Below are 21,632 nucleotides of genomic sequence, written 5' to 3' on the forward strand. Positions count from 1 at the left end.
CCCGGCGGTGTCCGGCGACCGAACGGCCGTCGGACACCGAAGCGTGACGAAGTCCCGGCCGCCGGGCCGGGAGCGGGCTCCGCGCTACAGGCTGCCGACCACCTTCCTCGGCGTCACCCGGACCACGATGCGCTCGGCGTCCTGGGCGGCGGCGGGGTTGAAGTCAGGGTAGTCCTTGCCGGTGTACTTGTGCGACAACTCGTTGATCAACTCCTGGCCGCCCTCGGTGCCGTACGTGGCGGTGCCGCGGATCTCGGCGTAGGTGTACGGCGAGTCGGCCGGCTGCACCAGCACGGTCACCCGCGGGTCCCGGGCCATGTTCCGCTGCTTGCGCCGCCCCATCGTGGTGGAGATCAGCACGTCGTCACCGTCCCGCTTGGTCCACACCGGGGACAGCTGGGGGCTGCCGTCGGGCTGGACGGTGGCCAGGATGACGAAGACGGGGGAGTCGAGGAGCTCCTTGAGCTTGTCGGAGAGTGTGGCGGCCATGGGTCCTCCCGGACGGGGGTCGTGGTGCGGATACGAGACCCCCCTCGGTTGGTCCGTACCACGCGGGCCGCCCCGGTTATGCCTCCATGCCGCCGGGTGGGTGCCGTACCGGGCATCCGGGGGCGCGGCGGGCGGCCGCGCGCCCCGGTGGCGGAGCGCCGCTCAGCCGGCCGTGCGGTACACCAGGGCGGTGGCGACGGCGGTGACGCCCTCGGCCCGGCCGGGGAAGCCGAGCCCGTCGGTGGTGGCCCCGGAGAGTGAGACCGGCGCGCCGATGGTGGCGGACAGCAGCCGCTGGGCCTCCTCGCGGCGCTTGCCGATCTTCGGCCGGGAGCCGATGACCTGGACCGCCACGTTGCCGATCCCGAAGCCCGCCGCGCGCACGATCCGGGCCGCCTCGGTGAGCAGGGTCACCCCGGAGGCGCCGGCCCACTGCGGGCGGCCGGTGCCGAAGTGGGCGCCGAGGTCCCCGAGTCCGGCCGCGGAGAACAGCGCGTTGCACGCGGCGTGCGCGACCACGTCGGCGTCGGAGTGCCCGGCCAGCCCGTGTCCGGCGTTCTCCGGGTCGTCCCAGAGCAGGCCCGCGCACCACAGGTCGCGGCCTTCCTCGAAGGCGTGGGTGTCGGTGCCGATCCCGACCAGCGGGAGCACCGGGCCGTCAGAAGCCATCGGTGGCCCTCCGGCGGGCGAGGACCGCCTCGGCCAGCACCAGGTCCAGCGGCCGGGTCACCTTGAACGCCTCCTCGTGGCCGGGGACGACCACCACCTCGACGCCCAGCCGCTCCACCAGGCCGGCGTCGTCGGTGGCCCCGTCGCCCGGCAGGGTGATCTTCTCGTGCGCCGTCAGCAGCGTGTCGCGGTCGAAGCCCTGCGGGGTCTGCACCGCCCGCAGCAGGGCGCGTTCGGGGGTGGCGACGACCGGCTCCGGCTCACCGGCCCGGTCGCCGGTGCGCGGCTCGACCTGCTTGACGGTGTCGGCCACCGGCAGCGCGGGGACCACGGCGGGCGCCCCGTCACGGACCGCCGCGATCACCGTGTCGACCGTGTCGACCGGGACCAGCGGGCGGGCCGCGTCGTGCACCAGCACGATGCCGACGTCGTCCGGCAGGGCGGCGAGCCCGAGCCGCACCGACTCCTGGCGGGTGGCGCCGCCGGGCACCACCACCAGGTCGGTGGAGCCGGGCAGCGGGTGCTCGTCGAGCAGCCTGCGGACCTCGACGGCGCCGTCCGGCGGGGCGACCACGACCACCAGCGAGACGGCACGGGATCCGGCCATCGCGCGGACCGCGTGCACCAGCATCGGGACGCCGCTCAGGCTCCGCAGCGCCTTGGGGGCTCCGGGGCCCAGTCGGACGCCGCGACCCGCCGCGGGGATGACCACGGCGGTACGGGAAGGCCGCCCGGGGCGCTCCGCGCTCTCCGGGGCGGACATTGCGTTCGCGTTCAGGTTTGTTTCCTCGGCCGAAATGGGTATGGCTGGGGTGCCCCCCGCTCCTGGAGCCGGGGGGAGTGCCGGGCGCGACGCCTTGACCGGACCCTTCCGTGACCCTGGTCTGGGGGCACCTCCCAGCGGTGGCTGGGAGACAGCTGCCCGGGCCCGGCACGCCATCGCCACACGATGAGGTGTGGGAGCCGTCGTGGACGCGACGGCCGGCGACGGCGCCGCCTGACGTCGGCGGCGCGTCCGTCGGCGGACGCGTCCACCGCGTCGAGCGTGATGCGATGCACAGATGCCGCAGCGCCCGGCGACGACCGGAACGGATCTCGGATCCGGATCAGGTCACGCGGGCACCGCGGCATTCGTACGTCTCAGGACGCGAGGACCTCGTCGAGCAGGGCCTCGGCCTTGTCCTCGTTCGTGCTCTCGGCGAGAGCCAGCTCGCTCACCAGGATCTGCCGTGCCTTGGCCAGCATGCGCTTCTCACCTGCGGAGAGGCCCCGCTCGCGCTCACGGCGCCACAGGTCGCGGACGACCTCGGCGACCTTGATCACGTCGCCGGAGGCGAGCTTCTCGAGATTTGCCTTGTAGCGACGGGACCAGTTCGTCGGCTCTTCCGCGTAGGGTGCACGCAGCACCTCGAAGACCCGGTCCAGCCCGTCCTGGCCGACCACATCGCGGACGCCGACGAACTCCGCATTGTCCGCCGGCACACGAACCGTGAGGTCGCCCTGAGCGACCTTCAGCACCAAGTAGGTCTTGTCCACGCCTTTGATCTGGCGAGTTTCGATGGCCTCGATCAGCGCGGCCCCGTGATGGGGATAGACCACGGTGTCGCCAACCTTGAACGTCATGTGACAGGTACCCCTTCCGTGGCTATCCAGGGTAACACGGCAACGCTGCGTTCTGAATGGCGTTTTCGCAGGTCAGGGCATATCTCGGGGCTTGACAACAGCGGCCGTGACGTGCTGCGAGGGGGGTGCGGAACGGGGTATTCGCAGGTCGGAGGTACTGTCCGGGCGAAGTGAAACGGGCACGTTACAGCCCTCGGGACCGCCACGCGAGTGGCCGTACGTCCCGGTTTGCCGGAGTCCTTCGACCGCACTTCCGGTACTCCGTTCGGACCCGCGGGGCCGGCTCCGGGGCGATTCACGAATTGATCACGCCACAGATGATCAACATCGTGATCAATTCCCCCGGAGGTTCCATGCATTCCTTACCGATAATCCGCCGGGCGGACACCAGGTCGATATTCCGACGTGCCGGAGATCGTCCTGAGGCGGGTCGGGTGCGGCCCGCTGACGGCGGCTCGGTAACCTAAGCCCGCTGATCCAACCTTTACTTCGTCCTAGGAGATGCCGCCGCCGTGAGCAGCGACCTTCGACGCGGCGCCCTTGCCGCCACCGCCCTCGTGCTCTCGATCGCCCCGCTCTCCGCCTGCGCGGCCGGGAACGATCCGCAGACGCTGGAGATCAAGCCGGACAACGCCGCGACCTCGGTCGGTACGGTCAAGATCCAGAACGTCAACGTCGTGACCCAGCCGGAGCTCAACGCCAAGGGCCCGGCCGTGGTCACCGGACGGATCTTCAACACCGGCCGGTCGGCGCAGACGCTGGAGAGCATCACCGTCGGCGACACCACCGCCAAGCTGCGGCCCGCCAAGGGCAGCTCCGGCAAGCTGGTGATCCCGGCCGGCGGCGCGCTCACCCTGGGCGGCGAGGGGAACCCCGCCGCCGTGGTCGAGAACGGCCGGGAGGCCGCCCGCGACGGCGACGCGCAGAAGGTCACCTTCGACCTCAGCTCCACCGGGGAGGTCACCCTCCAGGCGTTCGTCGTCCCGGCGACCGGCTACTTCGACCAGTGGGGCCCCGAGACGCCGCCGGCCCCGGCCGAGCCGGCCAAGCCCACCGGGTCCGCGAAGCCGACCGGCGAGGAGGGCGAGGAGGGCGAGCACGGCGCCCCCGCCGGCACCACCAAGCCGGGCGGGCACGCCGGCGACGACCAGGGCGCCGAGCACGGCACCACCGAGCCGGGCGGCGCGACGAACTCGCAGGGCATCGCGTCGGGTGAGCCGGACCCGAACGGCCAGGCCGGGCACTGAGACGCCGAAGGGCGGCTCCGGAACCCTCCGGAGCCGCCCTTCACGTTTCACCGCGGCCGGCGCCTTGCACGGTCGGCCGCGGGCGTCCGTCACGGCTCGAACTTGTAGCCCAGGCCACGGACGGTGACCAGGTAGCGCGGCGCGCCCGGGTCCGGCTCGATCTTCGCGCGCAGCCGCTTGACGTGGACGTCCAGCGTCTTGGTGTCGCCGACGTAGTCCGCGCCCCAGACGCGGTCGATGAGCTGCATCCGGGTCAGCACCCGGCCGGCGTTCCGCAGCAGCATCTCCAGCAGGTCGAACTCCTTCAGCGGCAGGTCCACCTTGCCGCCGCCGACCGTCACCACGTGCCGGTCGACGTCCATCCGGACCGGGCCGGCCTCCAGCGCGGCCGGGGTGACCTCCTCCGGCTCGCCGCGGCGGCGCAGCACCGCGCGGATCCGGGCCACCAGCTCGCGCGAGGAGAAGGGCTTGGTCACGTAGTCGTCGGCTCCTATCTCCAGGCCGACGACCTTGTCGATCTCGCTGTCCTTGGCGGTCACCATGATGACCGGGACATTGGAACGGCCGCGGAGCTGGCGACAGACCTCGGTACCGGGCAGCCCCGGCAGCATCAGGTCGAGGAGCACCAGGTCGGCGCCGTTCCGCTCGAACTCGTCCAGCCCCTCGGGCCCCGTTGTCGCGATCGCGACCTCGAAGCCCTCCTTGCGGAGCATGTACGACAACGCGTCGCTGAACGACTCTTCGTCCTCGACGACGAGCACTCGGGTCACGGAAGGACCTCCGGGGAAAGTGGATCGTTGGTGAAGGTCTCGTACGCCCGGTCCGGGTCCTCGCCGTCGAGTTCCTCGGGGCCGAGCAGTGAGCGGTCGCCACGGCGGCGCTCGCGCTCCGCCTCGGCTTCGGCGCGGTCCCGGACACTGCCGGCCTCCGGGAGCCGCAAGGTGAAGGTGGAGCCTTGGCCTTCGGCGCTCCACACCGTGACCTCCCCGCCGTGGGAGGCGGCCACGTGCTTGACGATGGCGAGGCCGAGGCCGGTCCCGCCGGTCTGCCGCGAGCGGGCGGGGTCGACGCGGTAGAACCGCTCGAAGATCCGCTCGCGGTCCTTCTCGGAGATGCCGATCCCCTGGTCGGTGACGGCTATCTCGATGAGGTCGCCGCCGGGCGCGCTGACGCGGCGGGCGGCGATCCCGACCCGGGTGCGGGCGGGGCTGTAGTTGACCGCGTTCTCCACCAGGTTGCCCAGGGCCGCCGCGAGCTGGCCGCGGTTGCCCCACACATGCAGGTCGAAGGTGGTGCCGGCGGGCCGGTCGGTGTCCCCGTCGGGCGCGGTGCCCGCGGGCGCGCCCACGTTGGTGGCCATCGTGATCTGCTTGGTGCCCGCCTGGTGCCGGCAGCGGTCGATGGCCTCCGCCACCAGTTCGTCCACCCGGACCGGCTCGGCGTCCTCCAGCGGGTCGTCGTTCTGCACCCGGGAGAGGTCGATCAGCTCCTGCACCAGGTTGGTCAGCCGGGTCGCCTCGATCTGCATCCGGCCGGCGAAGCGGTTGACCGCCTCCGGGTCGTCCGCGGCGTCCATGACGGCTTCGGAGAGCAGGGACAGCGCCCCGACCGGCGTCTTCAGCTCATGGCTGACGTTCGCCACGAAGTCGCGGCGCACCGCCTCGATGCGACGGGCCTCGGTGAGGTCCTCGACCAGCAGCAGCACCAGCCGGGAGCCGAGCGGGGCGACCCGGGCGGAGACCGCCAGCGCGTCGCCGCGGCCGGTGCCGCGGCGCGGGAGGTCGAGTTCGATCTGGCGTATCTCGCCGTCCCGGCGGGTGTCCCGCGCCATCGCCAGCATGGGTTCCACCGCGAGCCGCCCACCGCGCACCAGCCCGAGGGCGTAGGCGGCGGAGCTCGCCTTGACCACGGCGTCCGCTTCGTCGAGCACCACGGCCGAGGAGCGCAGCACCGACAGCACGGTGTCCACGCCGGGCGGCAGCGCCGCTTCGGTGTGCAGTGAGGACCGCGTGGGCCTGGCCTGGTCGCGTTCGCTCCAGCGGAACGCCAGCATGGCGATGACACCGGTGCACAGACCGGCGATCGCTGCCAGTGCGGCGACCGCCGCGTCCACGTTCATGCATCCAGGTTATGCACGGATTGAGACAGCTCCACAGTCGCTCTCGGGATCGCTCGAACAGACGTTGCCGAGAGTTCACCGGAGAGTCGTGGCTGGTTCACTCGGTACCACCGGTACCCGGCCGCCGCCGCCCGGTGCGACCAGTCGCATGGCGCGGATGTGACGACTGCCTCAGTTCCGCTTATATGGAAAACATAGGTTGCTTAGAGTTCATCGAGGGGACCCTCTGGGTTCACATGAGATGTCGAAACCGGACGTGTTCTGACCGGACCTTGGGGGCGTGGGGGATGCCTCCCCCACTCCTTCCCCCCACCGACGTGCCTCAACGCCGGAACACGCGGGACACGACACGCCACCACCCGAAGAACCGCAAGCGAGAGAAGGTCACTGATGCGGGACGCTTACCACGAGGAGCTGGACTCGATAGGCGAGGGCCTGGTCGAGATGGCCCGGCTCGTCGGCTCCGCGATCGGCCGCGCCACCACCGCGATGCTCGACGCCGACCTCAAGCTCGCCGAGAGCGTGATCGCCGCCGACGAGAAGGTCGACGATCTCCAGCGCGACCTGGAGCAGCGCGCCATCACCCTGCTGGCCCGGCAGCAGCCGGTCGCCACCGATCTGCGGATCGTGGTCACCAGCCTGCGGATGAGCGCCGACCTGGAGCGCTCCGGTGACCTCGCCCAGCACGTCGCCAAGCTCGCCCGGCTCCGCTTCCCCGCCTCGGCCGTGCCGCGCGACCTGCACGCCACCATCCTGGAGATGGGCCAGCTCGCCCAGCGGCTGATGGCCAAGGCCGCCGAGGTCATCATCACCAAGGACGTCGACCTGGCGCTCCAGCTGGAGCAGGACGACGACGCGATGGACCTGCTGCACCGGGCGCTGTTCCAGCACCTGATGGACGACCGCTGGAAGCACGGCATCGAGACCGCCGTGGACGTGACCCTGCTCGGCCGCTACTACGAGCGCTTCGCCGACCACGCGGTCTCGGTCGCCAAGCGCGTCGTCTACCTGGTCACCGGCGAGCACGCGGACGAGATCGTCTCCGTGGAACCGGTGGAAGGCGCCTGACCGCACCCGCGAGCGGCGGGCCCCCGGCCGCCCCGCGGCACGCCCCCGGGGGCGTGCCAGGTGCCTCCGCGCGCCGTTGATGCGCCGCCACGGCGCGCGGTGCAATGGACGCCGGGTCCCACCGGCCCTCCACCGCTCCGGCCCGCCCGACGGCGGCCCGCCGGTGACCCTGCCGGAGTGGGGACCCGGACCGTCCACCGACCGAGGCGCTCGTCGAGGAGGCACCTGATGACCGAAACCTCCAGCACTCCCAGCCCGGCCCCGCACCCCGCCCCGTCCGCGCTCAGCGGCTGTTCCTGCGGCTCCGGATGCAGCTGCGGCTGCCAGTCCGGCGGCTCGTGCTCCTGTGGGGGCGGCTGCGGAAGCTGAACCGCGCGCCCTCGCGTGCGGAGGGCCCCCGCCCCGGGACCGTCGGATCCGGGGCGGGGGCCCTGCCACGCACCCGGCCCGTACGCACCGCGCCCCGGCGCGCGGCGGAGCCCGGGCGTGCGCCCGGCGTGAGGCAGTGGCCCGGCCGGAGCGCGCCCCGGCGCGCGGAGCCCCCACCCGGCGCCTGCGGTGCTCGACGAGCCCGCCCGCAGCGGGCCCCGGCGCGTGGACCTGCGGCATCCCGGGCGCGGTGCAGCGGCGCACGGCCCGGGAGCGGCCCGGCACCCGTTTCGGGGCAGCGGCCGGGGACTGCCCCGGCACAGCGGCAAGCCCCCGTCTGCGGGGGCACCGCGGGCGGGGGGCTTGCTCGGCTCGGTCTACTTCTTCTTGCCCTGGGTCTGGCAGGCCCGATTTTTGGCCCCGGTCAGAGGGGTGGCCACCCCAACTGACCAGCAGTCGGGTGGTCGTTAGTGGTCGTTGTCTGTCGTCGTTGGTCGTCCTCGGAGGGCCCAGAGTGGGCCCGGAGGCGCCGCCCTGGGTCTCATTGACGAAGAGGAGCAGCGGCCGCGGCCGGCCTGCGAGCGCAGTTGTCATGCGCAGGCAGGTCCGGCACCAGCGCCTCTGCGTCAATAGTTGCGGTCCACAGCAAGGTCACGCTTGTCGTTGGTCTCTCCCTGGATAGTTAGGAAGACTGCCGGCGGCTCGTCGTCTTCGCTCCGAGCCGTCTCTTCCAGAAGCGTTAGCAATCGCTCTGCCGCGTTCAGCTCGAACCACTCGCTAGTACCTGTGGCGACGGTCAACCACCTATCAGCAGTGGACAGACCAGGAACGAAAACCTCTAGGACGAACTGTCCATCCGCATCGTCGTCAGCCTCGCGCACGCGGGCGCTCACGATGTCCTCGCCCCGAACCCATGTGCTGACTGACGAGCCTCGCGTGTCCAACCAGACACGCGGCCTCTGGGCCAAGAATGCGCCCCGTAGCACTGCGTACGTCACGGCAGCGAGGCCCTCTCCAACCGCGTCTGTCAACTGGCCTTCGCCCGTCCGGTTCTCGGCCCGCTCGGCCTGCGCTGCAGCCTTTTGCTCCCATGCCGACACGAATCGTCCCCTCCGTTGTTTGCCTGCCGGTCCTGCTCTCCCCACCGACACAACCGACACACCTGCCGGGGACGGCGATTCCCCAGAGACCCGACACCACAGCGGTTTTCAAGACCGGTTTCTCTGTATCGCTGGGAGAGCTCTGAGCTGGGGTTTCGGTGATCCACTCAGGTTCATGCGCACCCTATTGGCCGCAGGTTGGCCAGGAGGAGCGAGACGACGAGGCACTTGAGGTGACACCCGGAGGAACCGGAACGTCTCCGACAGGCTGGTGCAGTCGCGCCTCCCTGGCCATGCTCAGCCTGTGTAGGTCCTGAGCCCAGCCCCTCGACGCTCCAGTCGCTCGACACGCTCAGTTATCGCCATGAGCACCGCTTCGAATTGCTCCGAGGAATCGGCCTCCCGTAGCAACTCTGCATATAGGACTCCACTCTCAAGGTCGTCTGGGTCTTGTTGCCATCGAGTGGCCAATAGTTCCAGCGCCTCCCCACCTTTGCCCAATGCCATCAACACTTGGGCGAGAGCACGGTCCCTGCTTGCGGAAGGCTTCGAGACGGATCTAAGAATAACCTCCGCCTCGGAGAAATCACCTTGCAGCGCCAACACATTCCCTGCAAGAAGCTGAAGGTGCGAGTTATTCCGGATCACCCTAAGCGCCTCGCGGGCCACGAAGCCGGCTCGCGTCAAATCAGAGCGATCCACCAGGGATTCAATGTAACTCTCGACATGATTAAATACCGTTGGATCTAGAGAGTAGGCAACTTCATAGTAAACGTGCGCCTCGTCATCCATATCAGCAGACGCGAGGTAAGATCCGGTATACCACGCATAAATCGCATTATTGGGGTCTAGTCGAAGTGCAACTTTTTCATGTCGGGCGCACTCGACAAACTCCTCCAGCGGGTCGAATGCAGAGGCAACCGAGTGGGCGGCTGACGCGGAACTCATGCTAATACCCCTCAAGCGCGGCATATTTTCTGCGATCTTGTCGTGCCGCTTACTCTCTTCGAGAAGTGACAGATAATCACCCACGAGGGTGGATGTCCACCGCCCATTTATCCGACTTTCGAGGAAAGCTAGAGCCGCATCAGTTCCGTTACTCTCCTTGATTTTGCGCGCTTGCTCCGAGGATAGGTAATCTTGGACACTCACTCCGTAGGAATCTACACGCTCCATCCTGAAGCGATAGTCAGTCACGGCACCGGCAGACGATGCCGACTCCACAGCTATTCCACGAGCTTCCGCTCGTACTTCCTTCCACAGGCTGTGGAAATTTTCCGGGTCCCCACCAAGCGCCTCGATGATCAGCTCTAGCGCTCCCCAACGGGGAATTCTCTTGCCTGACAAAGCCTGGTGCACCGTGCTGTGACTGACGACGCCTCCCGTACGTGAAGCCACGAGACGCATGGAGGGCTCTCCTGCGTGCAGATGCAGGTCTCGGAGCCTCTCAGCCAGCGCACTAACCTTGCTCTCCCCAGCGCTTGCCACGTTCCCCCCTGATGTCCGTATCGCGGTGTAAAAATATACACCTTCCCCGGGTCGCGCAGTAGTGGTTTGTATGCGTTCACCTTTCTTTGTTGCAATGCGTATTCGTTACTTTTCCGGCCCCCAGGATGGACGTATGACATCCGAAAAGCACCAGCACTCCGACCCGCAAGTTCATCCCGGCCAGAGGAATCGGAAATTGCTTGACCGACTGCAAACAGCCTCAGTCCTTATGTCCCTACTGACGCTCGGCCTCAACTTTGGGGATAGGGTCCTTGCAATCCTGATGGGGTGAGGACAAATAGGTTGCCCCCTCTCCTCGGCTTCGCACCGCTGAGAGGGGGCAAGGTCTTGGCGATGCTAGAGCCTACCCACTCACATATCGCGGCGGCTCCCATTCCTGCCGTTGGCCACTCACTAACACCCGGTCGAAGGGGCTGAGCCGCCAGAGTTGCGCTCGAAAGGATGCGGAACGAGTCGGCTTGTGAAGCCACCGTCGCGCAGGCGGTCGTACGCTGTAGTCACGTCTCCGGGGATCGGTTGCTCAATCATGAAGCCGGGATGGATCATGAGACGCTGCTGCGCACCGACCAGCATGTCGACCACAAGGCGCGCATCTCCAATAGAGTCGACGTATTCAGTCAGGGTCATCGGTGCAGAGGTGCTGAGCCACTGGACTTCGGGCCACAGTTTGCATGCGGTTCCGAAAGCCCGTCGTTCCTCGTACGGCTTGCTGACCAGGAGGACGGATGAAACGGCCACCTGGTGTTTTTTCGAGAAGTGCGCGAGAGAAGCTGATGTTTTCCCCCGTGTTCCGGGCCCGCGGCTCAACAAGGATCGCGTCGGCCGGCACTCCCAACTCCATCGCGCGCCCGTGGTAGTGCTCCGCCTCTCCACGCGGCATACGGTCAGGCGTGGTGCGGCTGGTAGCTCCGGTAAAGACGATGAGCGGCATCATGCCCCGGTGGTAAAGATCAGCGGTTGTGTCCGCGACCCCGAGGTCATGACTGCCGAGTCCGATCGCGACAGAGCATGGGCGCAGTTCATGACCCATCTGCTGGAAGTCCCATAGCCGCTGAGCGTCGGCCCATGCCTGTGCTGAGATCACTGGCTCTCCCCCTCCACTTTCGCTGAGTCGGGAACTTTGAAGTCGTACGTCCATGCGAAGCGTGTCGCTGCGTGCACGCCGATCGCGAACTCCACCACGGTGCCGTCGGCCGTGTACGTCGTCCGATCCAGCTCCACTACCCATTCACCCGGTGCTAGCTGGAGGAGCTGGACTTCGTCTGCCGTGGGGATGCGCGCGAACAACGTCTCCTGCATGTGGTCAATGTCGTACCCGGCGTCATACAGGACACGGAAGCCACCGCCCCGGCCGGCGGGCCCCGGCGTCGGGTCGACGATGCGTGTCCCCTCCACGTGCTCAGGACGGTAGTAGCTCGTCAGCGTGTGCGTCGGCTGGGAGCCCTCCTTGACTACGCGCGCACGTGCGTAGACCTCCGAGCCTTCCGGCAATCCGTGCGCCTGAGCGACGGCGGCCGACGCCGTCACACGACTAACGGTCTGAGTCTGTTCGTTCCGCTTGTACGTACGTCCGGACGCCACGCGGTCGCGGCCGTGGCCGCAGGGTGGGTCACGGCGCTGGACAACCTCTCCCACATGACCCCGGACCTGTCCGACGCCATGTCCTGCATCGTCACCGGAGCCGAGAGCGTCAAGCGCGCCCTGTTCACCGACGGAGACGTCTTCCGCGCCCGCTACCGCCGCCCCCTGCTCCTGACCGGCATCGACGTCGGCGTCATCCGCCCCGACCTCGCCGAACGCCTCCTCCCGCTCCGCCTGGAACGCCCGAAGGTGCGGCGCACCGAAGCGGAGCTGTGGACGGAGTATGCGGAAGCTCTGCCCGTCATGCTCGGCTCCCTGCTGGACCTGACCGTCAAGGTCCGCGCCGCCACCGCTGAGACACCGACCGACCTGCGGATGGCGGACTTCGCCCACCTGTGCGCGCAGCTCGACGCGGCGATGGGTCTCGGGGCGCTGGCGGCCTACCGGGCCGGGCTGGACGACCTCAACGACGACGTCATCGAGGGCGACCTGCTCGCGCAGACCGTGCTCCAGTACGCGGCCGGCATGCAACCCGGGGCACAGGAGCGGATGAGGTCCGCGGAGTGGCTGCACCTCCTCACCCGGCTCTACAGCGGCGAGGACTGCCGCCCGCTGCCCAAGGGGTGGCCGACCACCGGCAAGGTCCTCTCCGACCGGCTTAAGCGCCTTCAGCCCACCCTCGCTGCCGCGGCCTGGTCGTGGACTGGGGACGCACCCGCGAGGCCCGCTACATCGAGCTCACCGAACCCGCGCCGGCACCCGGGGCGCAACAGGAGAGCGCGTTCTGAACGCGAGGTCACCGCACAACAGCAAGAAGAGCACCCGGTCCGACGCGGCGATGGGTGCTCTTCTTGCTGTTCGGTGCGCAGCACTGCCCGAGGACGTGCCGCGAAGCGGCTCCTTCTTCGCGCTATGAGCCGCGACAACAACAGACACCACCCCCCCTTCTTTCCTAAGTAGGGGAACGCTGCGTCACCTGCGTCACACACGACGGAAAACGGCCCCTGACCAGCCGGAAAGAGCGTGATGCAGAGCCGATCCGTCTGCGTCATCTTGCGTCACGCCACCGTGACGCAGGTGTGACGGGGCGGTGACGCACCCCTGCCGTGCTGTGTCACGGATTCCCCCAGGTCAGGACCCTGGATGACGCACGTGACGCTGTGACGCAGAAATCCCAACCTCGGACAGACGAGCCCTCCGGGCTCGCGCGCCCGCGATCGCAGAAGACCTCACCCCACCCCGCGACGGACATGAGGAGTCACCGAACCCATGGCCACCGAAGAGCCGACCGACCTGATTGGCGTCCTGCTCGCTCTCCTGCGCGGCGGCGTTCCGGACCGCTACCTGACCCCCGAGGACCTGGTCACCATGTTCAGCCTCCCGAGCGTCGAAACCGTCTACCAGTGGCGCCGCAAGCGCATCGGCCCGCCCGGCTTCCGCGTCGGCCGCTACCTCCGCTTCAAGTCGTTCGCCGACGGACAGAAGCGCCTCGCCGAGCAGTGACTGACCAAGAGGCGGCGGACGTGGCTCGCGGCGACTACATCGGCCGGAACGCGTCCCGGACGTCCTTTCAGGAGTTCGCGGAAGGGTGGTTGGCGGGCCAGAGCGGCGACCCGAACACGCGAGCGTCGATGCAATCTCAGCTCAGCCTGCACGCCTTTCCGCGCATCGGGTCACGCGCGCTGGGATCGTTCCAGCCGAGCCACATCCGCGAGTTCGTGACCCAACTCGAAGCCTCCGGCATGTCTGGCGCCTACGCCCGCGTGATTTCCTCCAACGTCCGCGCTGTCCTTTCCGCGGCAGTAGAGGACGGCTACCTGCGCCGGAACCCGTGCAACTCGCGCACGGTGACGCTCCCCGAGATGGGCACCCGCCGTGTCGTCCCCTGGCAGCCTGACCGCGTTTTCGCCGTACGTGACGCCATGGTCGAGCGCTTCCGGACCATGGTCGACATGGGCGCCGGTTGCGGACTGCGACAGGGCGAGATCCTGGGACTGTGCGTCGATGAGCTGGACTTCAACAGCGGCACGCTGCACGTCGTGCAGCAACTTAAGCTGAGCCTAAGCAAGCCGGTGTTCGCGCCCCCCAAGGGCGGCAAGCTCCGGGGCGTGCCTTTGCCCGAGCCCGTAGCGGAGGCGCTGAAAGAGCACATGAAGCGCTTCCCGCCAGTCGAAGTCACCCTGACGTGGATGCGCGCGAGCGGTCAGCCCGTGACCAAGCGACTCACCTTCAGCGGGCCGCGCGGCGGGCACGTCTGGCGTACGTCGCTGAACGAGGACCACTGGAAGCCCGCCCTCGCGAAAGCGGGCGTCATCCCGAAGGCCAAGAGCCGCGAGCATGAGGCTGCTCGCGAGCACGGCATGCACGCGCTCCGGCACTTCTACGCGTCCGTTCTCTTGGACGCCGGCGAGAGCATCAAGGCCGTCAGCGAGTACCTCGGACACTCCGACCCAGGGCTGACGCTGAAGGTGTACGCGCACCTCATGCCGAGCAGCCGGGACCGGGCCCGGAACGCCATCGGCCGCGCGCTCCGGCCGCACGATCCGCGGCACTGAGGGCCCCCAGTGGGCCCAGGCCATGAAAACGCCCCTGACTCGCGCCGTGTGCGCAGGTCAGGGGCATGATCACAAACTCTACTTCTTCTTGCCCTGGTTCTTGACGGCCTCGATGGCGGCCTTGGCGGCCTCCGGGTCGAGGTAGGTGCCGCCGGGGTTGACCGGGTTGAAGTCCGCGTCGAGCTCGTAGGCGAGCGGGATGCCGGTCGGGATGTTCAGGCCCGCGATGTCCTGGTCGGAGATCCCGTCCAGGTGCTTGACCAGGGCGCGCAGCGAGTTGCCGTGCGCGGCGACCAGGACCGTCCGGCCGGCCAGCAGGTCCGGGATGATCCCGTCGTACCAGTACGGCAGCATCCGGTGCACGACGTCCTTGAGGCACTCGGTGCGCGGGCGCAGCTCACTGGGGATGGTCGCGTACCGCGGGTCGTCGCTCTGCGACCACTCGGTGCCGTCCTCGAGCGGCGGCGGCGGGGTGTCGTAGGAGCGGCGCCACAGCATGAACTGCTCCTCGCCGAACTCGGCGAGGGTCTGCGCCTTGTCCTTGCCCTGGAGCGCACCGTAGTGGCGCTCGTTGAGGCGCCAGGAGCGGTGCACCGGGATCCAGTGGCGGTCGGCGGACTCCAGGGCCAGCTGCGCGGTGCGGATGGCGCGCTTCTGGAGGGAGGTGTGGACCACGTCGGGGAGCAGGCCGGCGTCCTTCAGCAGCTCACCGCCGCGGACCGCCTCCTTCTCGCCCTTCTCGTTGAGGTTGACGTCCACCCAGCCGGTGAACAGGTTCTTCGCGTTCCACTCGCTCTCGCCGTGGCGGAGGAGGATCAGCTTGTACGGTGCGTCGGCCATGCCACTGAGCGTAGAGGACGGCCGGGTGCGGCCCGTGCCCCGGGACCGGCATCGTCCACGGCACGGCCGCGCCAGTTCGGGCGGCGCCCGGCGCCGGGCGGACGGGGCCGCCGGGGGCGGCGCGGTGCGGGCCGGGCTCCCGTGGCCGAGGCGGTACGGGCGGGGTCGGCGGGGCGGCGCGGGGCGGGTCGTCGCCGCAGGCCCGGGGCGGTGCGGCGGTCCCTCACCGCAGCCGGGGGCGGCGCGCGGTGGAGGCCGTCGCCGCAGGCCCGGGGCCACGTTTGACGTGTCCCGTCAATTGAGTGGCGGCCCGCGAACCCCCGGGCGTAATGTACGGCTGCCGCGTTCACCACTTACACGCTCACTGCCGCACGGGCTGCCGCAGCCACTCACACCTCGGGGGAACACCTATGTCCGTTGCCGCCATGAGACGGGCCGCACGCGAGAGTGTCTCGGGGCTCCCCCGGGAGTTCTGGTGGCTGTGGACCAGCACCCTGGTCAACCGGCTCGGGTCGTTCGTGGCCACGTTCATGGCGCTGTACCTGAGCATGGAGCGCGGCTACTCCGCCACCTACGTCGGACTGGTCGCGGCGCTCCACGGGCTGGGCGGCGTGATCTCCTCGCTCGGCGCGGGGGTGATGACCGACCGCATGGGGCGGCGTCCGACGATGCTGATCGCCCAGTCGTCGACGGCGGTGTCGGTGGCCGTGCTGGGCTTCATGGAACATCCGGTGGCCATCGCCGGCGTCGCGTTCCTCGTCGGCATGGCGTCCAACGCCTCCCGCCCGGCCGTCCAGGCGATGATGGCCGACATCGTCCGCCCCGAGGACCGGGTCCGGGCGTTCTCCCTCAACTACTGGGCGATCAACCTCGGCTTCGCGGTCTCCTCGGCGGCCGCGGGCTTCATCGCCGAGTACAGCTACCTCGCCGGGTTCCTCGGCGAGGCCACGCTGACCATGGCGTGTGCGGTGCTGGTCTTCGTGAAGATCCCCGAGTCCCGCCCGGAACGCACCACCTCCGCGGCCGGGAAGGACGCCGGGGCCGTCACCGAGGACGGCGTCGGCCTCGGCACGGTGCTGCGGGACAGCCGCTTCATGGGCGTCGTCGGGCTGTCCTTCCTGATCTCGTTCATCTTCCAGCAGGGCTTCGTGGGGCTGCCCGTGGCAATGGGCGAGGCGGGCTTCTCCAGCAGCGACTACGGCCTGGTGGCAGCGGTCAACGGGGTGCTGATCGTGGCCCTGCAGATCCCGGTGACCCGGTTCATCGAGCACCGCGACCCGCGGCGGCTGCTGGTCGCCTCGGCCCTGCTGGCCGGGTACGGCTTCGGGCTCACCGCCTTCGCCGGATCGCTGGCGGTGTACGCGCTGACCGTGTTCGTGTGGACCCTCGGCGAGATCATCAACTCCCCCACCCAGATGAGCCTGGTGGTACGGCTCTCCCCGGCGCACAGCCGGGGCCGGTACCAGGGCGTCTACACCATGTCCTGGTCGGTGGCGGCGCTGGCCGCCCCGCTGATGGCTGGCGGCATCATCGACGAGCTGGGCGCCGAGTGGCTCTGGGCCACCTGCGCGGTGCTGGGCACGGTGGCGGCGGCCGGCTACTGGCTGCTGATGCGGAGCCTGCCGGCGACCGAGGGGGCGCAGGCCGGCGGCACCGTCACGGAGGGCCCGGGAACCGGCCCCGAGGACGGGCGGACGGCCCCGGACCTGGACCCGGGGGGCCGGGAGCGGGGCACGGCGCACCCGGAAGCCGACCCGGTGCCGGACGCGGTGGCGAACCCGATGGCGAACCCGGCGGCCGTGACGCCGGACGCGGTGGCCGTAATGCCGGAGGCGGTGGCAGGGGTGCCGGACGCGGTGGCGAAGGCGGAAGCCGCCCCGGCCCCGTGAGCGGCGGCCCGGGCCGGCACTCACGGGGCGGCCCGGGCCGTGGGCGCGGACTCCGGCCGCGGGCGCGCGGACCCGGGCCGTGGGCGCGGCCTCGGACTGTGGGCGCGGACTCGGGCTATGGGCGCGGACTCCGGCCGCGGGCGCGCGGCCTCGGGCCGTGGGCACGGACTCGGGCTATGGGCGCGGAACCGACGGGTGAACGCCGCTCCGGCCCGGGCGCTCGCGGCCGCGGTCCCGGGATCACGGTCCCGGGGCGGTCCGGGCCCGATCCTGGGATCCCGGCGGGGGGCCGTCCGGTCCCGGAGCGGTCCGGGGCCGGCGCGGTCCGGGGCCGGCGCGGTCCGGGGCCGGCGCGGTCCGGGGCCGGTCAGCGGGGCAGATGGCCGGTCAGCCGGGCAGGTCGCCGAAGGGCTGGGCAGGTGGCCGGTCAGCCGGACAGGTCGCCGGCCGGTCCGACAGGCGGCAGGTCAGTCGGGCGGGTCGCCGGCCGGCCGGGCAGGTGGCCGGTCAGTCGGGCAGGTCGCCGGTCAGCCGGGTGAAGGCGGCGAGGTTCCGGGTGGACTCCCCGCGCGAGGTGCGCCAGGCGTACTCCTTGCGGATGGCGGTGGCGAACCCCATCTCCAGCAGGGTGTTGAAGCTGCCGTCCGCGTTCTCCAGCACCGTGCCCAGCAGCCGGTCCACCTCCTCCGGGGTGACGGCCGCCAGCGGAAGCCGGCCGACGAGGTAGATGTCGCCGAGCTGGTCGATGGCGTAACTCATCCCGTACAGCCGGGTGTTGCGCTCCAGCAGCCAGCGGTGCACCGCCTCGTGGTTCTCGTCCGGGTGCCGGATCACGAAGGCGTTGACGGACAGCGAGTGCCGGCCGACCCGCAGCGAGCAGGTGGTGGACAGCTTGCGGGTGCCCGGCAGCGTCACCACGTAGCTGCCCTCGGACGGGCTCTCCCACTCCAGCTCGGCGTCGCGGAGGGTCCGCTCGATGACCGCGCCGGCGTCGCGGCCGGCGGTTCCGGCCGTGGCCGGGCCGGCGGCCGGGGCCGCGGGGGCGGAGGAGTGTGCGGCTGAGTCTGCGTCACCCATGGGCATGGACCGATCGTAGGCGACGGCGTTCCTGCATCGCGGCTTGGTACACCTCCGCCGTGGCGGCCGCGGCGGTGTCCCAGCCGAAGGACTGGGCGTGCCGGGCCGCGGCGGCACCCATCCGGGTCACCAGGTCACCGTCACCCGGTCGGCCGGTTCCGGCGGCCGCGCCGCGGTCGGCCGCGGGGGCGAAGCGGCGGAGCGCGCGGGCGTAGTCGGCCGGGTCGTGGCCCTGTACGAGGAAGCCGGTCTCGCCGTCCCGGACGGCCACCGGCAGCCCGCCGACCGCGGCCGCGACCACCGGCGTGCCGCACGCCTGGGCCTCGATCGCGACCAGCCCGAAGGACTCGCTGTAGGAGGGCATGACCAGCACCGACGCCGCCCGGTACCAGTCCGCCAGCTGCTCCTGCCCGACCGGCGGGCGGAACAGCACCACATCCGCGATGCCCAGGCGGGCGGCGAGCTTCTGGAGCCGTTCCGGCTTGGCCAGCCCGCTGCCGCTGGGGCCGCCGACCACCGGGACCACGACGCGGGAGCGGAGCGCCGGCTCCGCGTCGAGCATGATCGCGACGGCGTGCAGCAGGATGTCCGGGGCCTTCAGGGGCTGGATCCGGCCGGCGAAGAGCGGGATCAGCGCGTCCTGCGGCAGACCGAGCCGGGCCCGGGCGGCTGCTCTGCCATCCGCCGCGGCCACGGTGCCGGCGGCGCCGGGCGCGCCGTCGGGCCGGAACCGGTCGAGGTTCACGCCGGGGTGCACGACGGCGACCTTGTCCGGCTCCGCGTCGTAGTGCCGGACCAGCTCCGCGGCCTCTTCGGCGGTGTTGGCGATCAGCCGGTCGGCTGCGCGCACTATCTGGGTCTCGCCGATGACGCGGGCGGCGGGCTCCGGTGTGTCGCCCGCGGCGAGCGCGGCGTTCTTGACCTTCGCCATGGTGTGCATGGCGTGTACCAGCGGCACCCCCCAGCGCTCGGCCGCGAGCCAGCCGACGTGGCCGGAGAGCCAGTAGTGGGAGTGCACCAGGTCGTAGTGGCCGGGCCGGTGCCCCGCCCAGGCCCGCATCACACCGTGCGTGAAGGCGCACAGCTGGGCGGGCAGCTCCTCCTTGGCCAGCCCCTCGTACGGGCCGGCGTCGACGTGCCGGACCAGCACGCCGGGGGCGAGTTCGACGACCGGCGGCAGGCCGCCGGTGGTGGCCCGGGTGAAGATCTCCACCTCGATGCCGACGTCGGCGAGGCGTCTGGCCAGCTCGACGATGTAGACGTTCATGCCGCCGGCGTCGCCGGTGCCGGGCTGGTGGAGCGGTGAGGTGTGCACGCTGAGCATCGCGATGCGGCGGGGCTGCGCGAACCGGCCCGGCCGCAGGCTCTGCGGTAGTCCGTGCCGGCGGTGCCGCTGGTGCGGTGGGGCGGCTCCCGCCCCGGAGGTACGGCCTCGCAGGTTACCGAGCCGGGATAGATACTGGCTCACCGTACGGTCCTCCTTGCCGGGTCAAGCGCGCTTCTGCCGGGCGTACGTCTGCTCCACCCCTCAACACCGAAACCGGGTGTTCACATTTCCCCTTTTGCCAAAGCGTGACGTTGCGGCCGGGTGGAGGGCGCTCCGGGGTGCGAGACCCGGCGGGCGCGGCCGGCAGCGCGGAGCGGACGCGGTCCGCAGCGCGGAGCGGAGCACGGACCGGACGCGAGGGCATGGCGCCGGGGGCGCGGCCCTCGCCCGGGGCCGGGGCGCGGTACGGGTCCGGTACGGCCCGCCTCCTCGCCTGGGCGCCCACCAGGGCCGCCCGCGGTGGGCTACCTGCCCGGGTGCCCGGGAAGGGGCCCGGCCCCGGGGTGGAGGAGGCTCCAGTGCGCGGCGGCCCGGCGGGCGCGGCCCGCAACCCGCCACCGGAGCGCGGCGCGGAGCACTGAGCTGAGACGGTCCGGGGCGCGGTCCCTGGCGCGGCGGCACTACGCCCGGCGGCCCGCCCGCGGCCCTGTGCGGAGGACGGGCCGGGGGTGCGGCGGCACGACATCCGGGAGCACGGACCGGACGCGAGGGCATGGCGTGGGGGGTGCGGCGGCACGACGTCCGGGAGCACGGCGCGGCGCCCGGGGCCGGGCCGGGGCGCGGCACGGGTCCGGTACGGCCCGGCTCCTCGCCTGGGCGCCCACCGGGGCCGCCCGCGGTGGGCGGCCCGGTGGGCTACCCGCCCGGGTGCCCGGGCAGGGGCCCGCGGCGGCGGTCAGGCGCCGCTGCGGGCGGGGCTCCGTCGTGCCGCCCGGCTCCGGCCCGGGGCCGGGGTGCCGGTGCCGGCGGTGGTTCCGGCGCGGTCGGCGGACCGCTCCCGGTGGGCGCTCGGGCTCACCCCGCGGACGCGTTTGAACGCCGAGCTGAAGCCGAAGGCGTCCGCGTACCCGACCTGCCGGGCGACCGACGCCACCGTGGCGGCGGGCTCCGCCAGCAGGTCCGCGGCGAGCGCCATCCGCCACTCGGTGAGGTAGGCCAGCGGCGACTCGCCGACCAGGTCGTGGAACCGCTTGGCCAGCGTCGTACGGGAGACCCCGGCCTCGACGGCGAGCGAGGCCAGCGTCCACGGCCGGTCCGGGGCCTGGTGCATGGCCCGCAGCACGTGGCCCACCACCTCGTCGCCGAGCGCCAGGTACCAGCCGGGCGGGTCCGCCTCCGGCCGGTCGAACCAGTCCCGCAGGGTGCACACGAGCAGCCAGTCCAGCAGCCGGTCGAGCACGATCTGGCTGCCGGGCCGACCGGGCCCCGGGCACGTCCGCCCGTCGTCCCGGCCGGCCGCCCCGGGGCCGGCCGCCGCGCGCCGGCCAGCGGCGCCGCCGGTCAGCTGGGCCTCCAGGTAGTCGCGCATCGCCGTGCAGTCCTCGGTCTCCGGCACCACCAGCACCCGGGGCAGGACCCGCAGCAGCCGCCGCGGCACCTCCCCGGGCACGTGGTAGGCGCCCGCCATCAGCACGGTGCGTCCGACCGCGTGCCCGGCCAGCTCCCCGGCGACGTCCCGCCGGGCCCCCTCGCCCGGCCAGGCGTCGCCGCAGTTGACCTCGTGCAGCGGCGGCGCGGTGGCCGCCAGCGTCTCGGGCCGGTCCGTGAAGACGAACGGCTCCGGGCCGGTGACGACGGCCGCCTCACCGAGCCGGAGGCGGTGCGCCCGGCTGCCGTCGCCGCCCGCGCCGCCCGCCGTCCCCTCCGTCTCGTCCGTCTCGTCCGTCCCGTCCGTCACGATCCAGCCCTCGCCGCGGAGCGGTACGCACAGCGTCAGCGACGCCCCGTCGGTGAACCGCAGCGCCCACGGCGGTGACAGCACCGACCGGCCGAACACGGCGCCGTCGGCGCGGACTCCTCGCAGCAGATCGTCGAACGGGTCCATGGCGTCAGCCTAAGTGCCGTGCGGGAACCGGCGGTCGCGGCGTACGCGCCGGATCCGGTGGCCGCGTACGGATGGACATCCACCGCGGACGCGCGCCCATGTGCCCGGCCGCGGCCGGGCAGTTGA

The 21,632-nt window shown here is 71.1% G+C and carries 17 protein-coding genes and 3 pseudogenes; 6 read left to right on the plus strand and 14 right to left on the minus strand.

Translation table 11 applies throughout. The features are described from left to right. Positions 1-84: 84 nt before the first annotated feature. The 4 genes from ACH4B3_RS05820 to ACH4B3_RS05835 all read right to left on the minus strand — a co-directional run bounded on the left by ACH4B3_RS05820 (position 85) and on the right by ACH4B3_RS05835 (position 2,781). The gene (locus ACH4B3_RS05820; RefSeq protein ID WP_398461428.1) at positions 85-489 is read right to left on the minus strand and encodes a PPOX class F420-dependent oxidoreductase; all 405 of its coding nucleotides are present in this window, start codon (positions 487-489) and stop codon (positions 85-87) included. 162 nt (positions 490-651) lie between these two features. After that, a complete protein-coding gene (gene ispF, locus ACH4B3_RS05825) occupies positions 652-1,158 on the minus strand; it encodes a 2-C-methyl-D-erythritol 2,4-cyclodiphosphate synthase (RefSeq protein ID WP_398461429.1) in 507 nt (168 codons plus the stop codon). Then, a complete protein-coding gene (gene ispD / locus ACH4B3_RS05830) occupies positions 1,148-1,921 on the minus strand; it encodes a 2-C-methyl-D-erythritol 4-phosphate cytidylyltransferase (protein ID WP_398461430.1) in 774 nt (257 codons plus the stop codon). The genes ispF and ispD overlap by 11 nt, the downstream gene beginning before the upstream one ends. 377 nt (positions 1,922-2,298) lie before the next feature. Then, positions 2,299-2,781: a CarD family transcriptional regulator gene (locus tag ACH4B3_RS05835; protein WP_009716930.1), complete on the minus strand. Its 483-nt coding sequence runs from the start codon at positions 2,779-2,781 to the stop codon at positions 2,299-2,301. Between the two features lie 512 nt (positions 2,782-3,293). Here ACH4B3_RS05835 and ACH4B3_RS05840 point away from each other — a divergent pair. Continuing rightward, the gene (locus tag ACH4B3_RS05840; RefSeq protein ID WP_398461431.1) at positions 3,294-4,028 is read left to right on the plus strand and encodes a DUF461 domain-containing protein; all 735 of its coding nucleotides are present in this window, start codon (positions 3,294-3,296) and stop codon (positions 4,026-4,028) included. Between the two features lie 89 nt (positions 4,029-4,117). Here ACH4B3_RS05840 and ACH4B3_RS05845 read toward each other — a convergent pair whose 3' ends face one another. Next, complete coding sequence (locus tag ACH4B3_RS05845) at positions 4,118-4,798, minus strand: response regulator transcription factor (RefSeq protein ID WP_037960596.1); 681 nt, start codon at positions 4,796-4,798, stop codon at positions 4,118-4,120. Further along, complete coding sequence (locus tag ACH4B3_RS05850) at positions 4,795-6,147, minus strand: sensor histidine kinase (RefSeq protein WP_398461432.1); 1,353 nt, start codon at positions 6,145-6,147, stop codon at positions 4,795-4,797. Before ACH4B3_RS05850 ends, ACH4B3_RS05845 begins: the two co-directional genes overlap by 4 nt. A 390-nt stretch (positions 6,148-6,537) precedes the next feature. On the opposite strand from ACH4B3_RS05850, the gene phoU reads away from it, so the two are divergent. Further along, the gene (phoU, locus tag ACH4B3_RS05855; protein ID WP_398461433.1) at positions 6,538-7,215 is read left to right on the plus strand and encodes a phosphate signaling complex protein PhoU; all 678 of its coding nucleotides are present in this window, start codon (positions 6,538-6,540) and stop codon (positions 7,213-7,215) included. A 995-nt stretch (positions 7,216-8,210) separates the two neighbouring features. Here phoU and ACH4B3_RS05860 read toward each other — a convergent pair. The 4 genes and pseudogenes from ACH4B3_RS05860 to ACH4B3_RS05875 form a co-directional block, all read right to left on the minus strand. Then, a complete protein-coding gene (locus ACH4B3_RS05860; protein ID WP_398461434.1) occupies positions 8,211-8,684 on the minus strand; it encodes a hypothetical protein in 474 nt (157 codons plus the stop codon). 297 nt (positions 8,685-8,981) lie between these two features. Then, entirely contained in the window at positions 8,982-10,091 is a 1,110-nt protein-coding gene (locus tag ACH4B3_RS05865; protein WP_398461435.1) for a tetratricopeptide repeat protein, read from the minus strand. A 495-nt stretch (positions 10,092-10,586) separates the two neighbouring features. Continuing rightward, positions 10,587-11,277: pseudogene (locus ACH4B3_RS05870) on the minus strand (YdcF family protein). Then, positions 11,274-11,780 (minus strand): annotated as a pseudogene (locus ACH4B3_RS05875) (UTRA domain-containing protein); the annotation flags it as partial. The pseudogenes ACH4B3_RS05875 and ACH4B3_RS05870, both read right to left, overlap by 4 nt. Here ACH4B3_RS05875 and ACH4B3_RS05880 point away from each other — a divergent pair. The 3 genes and pseudogenes from ACH4B3_RS05880 to ACH4B3_RS05890 all read left to right on the plus strand — a co-directional run. After that, positions 11,778-12,562, plus strand: a pseudogene (locus ACH4B3_RS05880) (ATP-binding protein); the annotation flags it as partial. The pseudogenes ACH4B3_RS05875 and ACH4B3_RS05880 sit on opposite strands and share 3 nt — an antisense overlap. Before the next feature lie 481 nt (positions 12,563-13,043). After that, on the plus strand, positions 13,044-13,277 hold the full coding sequence (locus ACH4B3_RS05885) for a DNA-binding protein (protein WP_398461436.1): 234 nt from the start codon (positions 13,044-13,046) through the stop codon (positions 13,275-13,277). Next, positions 13,274-14,329 carry a tyrosine-type recombinase/integrase gene (locus tag ACH4B3_RS05890; protein ID WP_398461437.1) on the plus strand — a complete coding sequence of 352 codons (1,056 nt, stop codon included), beginning with the start codon at positions 13,274-13,276 and terminating at the stop codon, positions 14,327-14,329. The genes ACH4B3_RS05885 and ACH4B3_RS05890 overlap by 4 nt, the downstream gene beginning before the upstream one ends. A 78-nt stretch (positions 14,330-14,407) precedes the next feature. Here the strand turns inward: ACH4B3_RS05890 and ACH4B3_RS05895 are convergent, their stop codons facing one another. Further along, the gene (locus ACH4B3_RS05895) at positions 14,408-15,169 is read right to left on the minus strand and encodes a phosphoglyceromutase (RefSeq protein ID WP_398461438.1); all 762 of its coding nucleotides are present in this window, start codon (positions 15,167-15,169) and stop codon (positions 14,408-14,410) included. 410 nt (positions 15,170-15,579) lie between these two features. Here ACH4B3_RS05895 and ACH4B3_RS05900 point away from each other — a divergent pair, with 410 nt between their 5' ends. Next, positions 15,580-17,058, plus strand: a complete 1,479-nt coding sequence (locus ACH4B3_RS05900) for an MDR family MFS transporter (RefSeq protein ID WP_398461439.1) — start codon at positions 15,580-15,582, stop codon at positions 17,056-17,058. A gap of 507 nt (positions 17,059-17,565) precedes the next feature. On the opposite strand, the gene ACH4B3_RS05905 is transcribed toward ACH4B3_RS05900, so the two are convergent. The 3 genes from ACH4B3_RS05905 to ACH4B3_RS05915 form a co-directional block, all read right to left on the minus strand. Continuing rightward, positions 17,566-18,135 carry a YbjN domain-containing protein gene (locus ACH4B3_RS05905; protein ID WP_398461440.1) on the minus strand — a complete coding sequence of 190 codons (570 nt, stop codon included), beginning with the start codon at positions 18,133-18,135 and terminating at the stop codon, positions 17,566-17,568. Further along, complete coding sequence (gene mshA / locus ACH4B3_RS05910) at positions 18,128-19,603, minus strand: D-inositol-3-phosphate glycosyltransferase (protein ID WP_398461441.1); 1,476 nt, start codon at positions 19,601-19,603, stop codon at positions 18,128-18,130. The genes ACH4B3_RS05905 and mshA overlap by 8 nt, the downstream gene beginning before the upstream one ends. Positions 19,604-20,357: 754 nt before the next feature. Beyond that, entirely contained in the window at positions 20,358-21,506 is a 1,149-nt protein-coding gene (locus ACH4B3_RS05915) for an AraC family transcriptional regulator (protein WP_398461442.1), read from the minus strand. Positions 21,507-21,632 lie beyond the last annotated feature (126 nt).

Origin of the sequence: Streptomyces sp. NPDC018031, from assembly GCF_044327625.1 — a bacterium.
GTDB lineage: Bacteria > Actinomycetota > Actinomycetes > Streptomycetales > Streptomycetaceae > Streptomyces.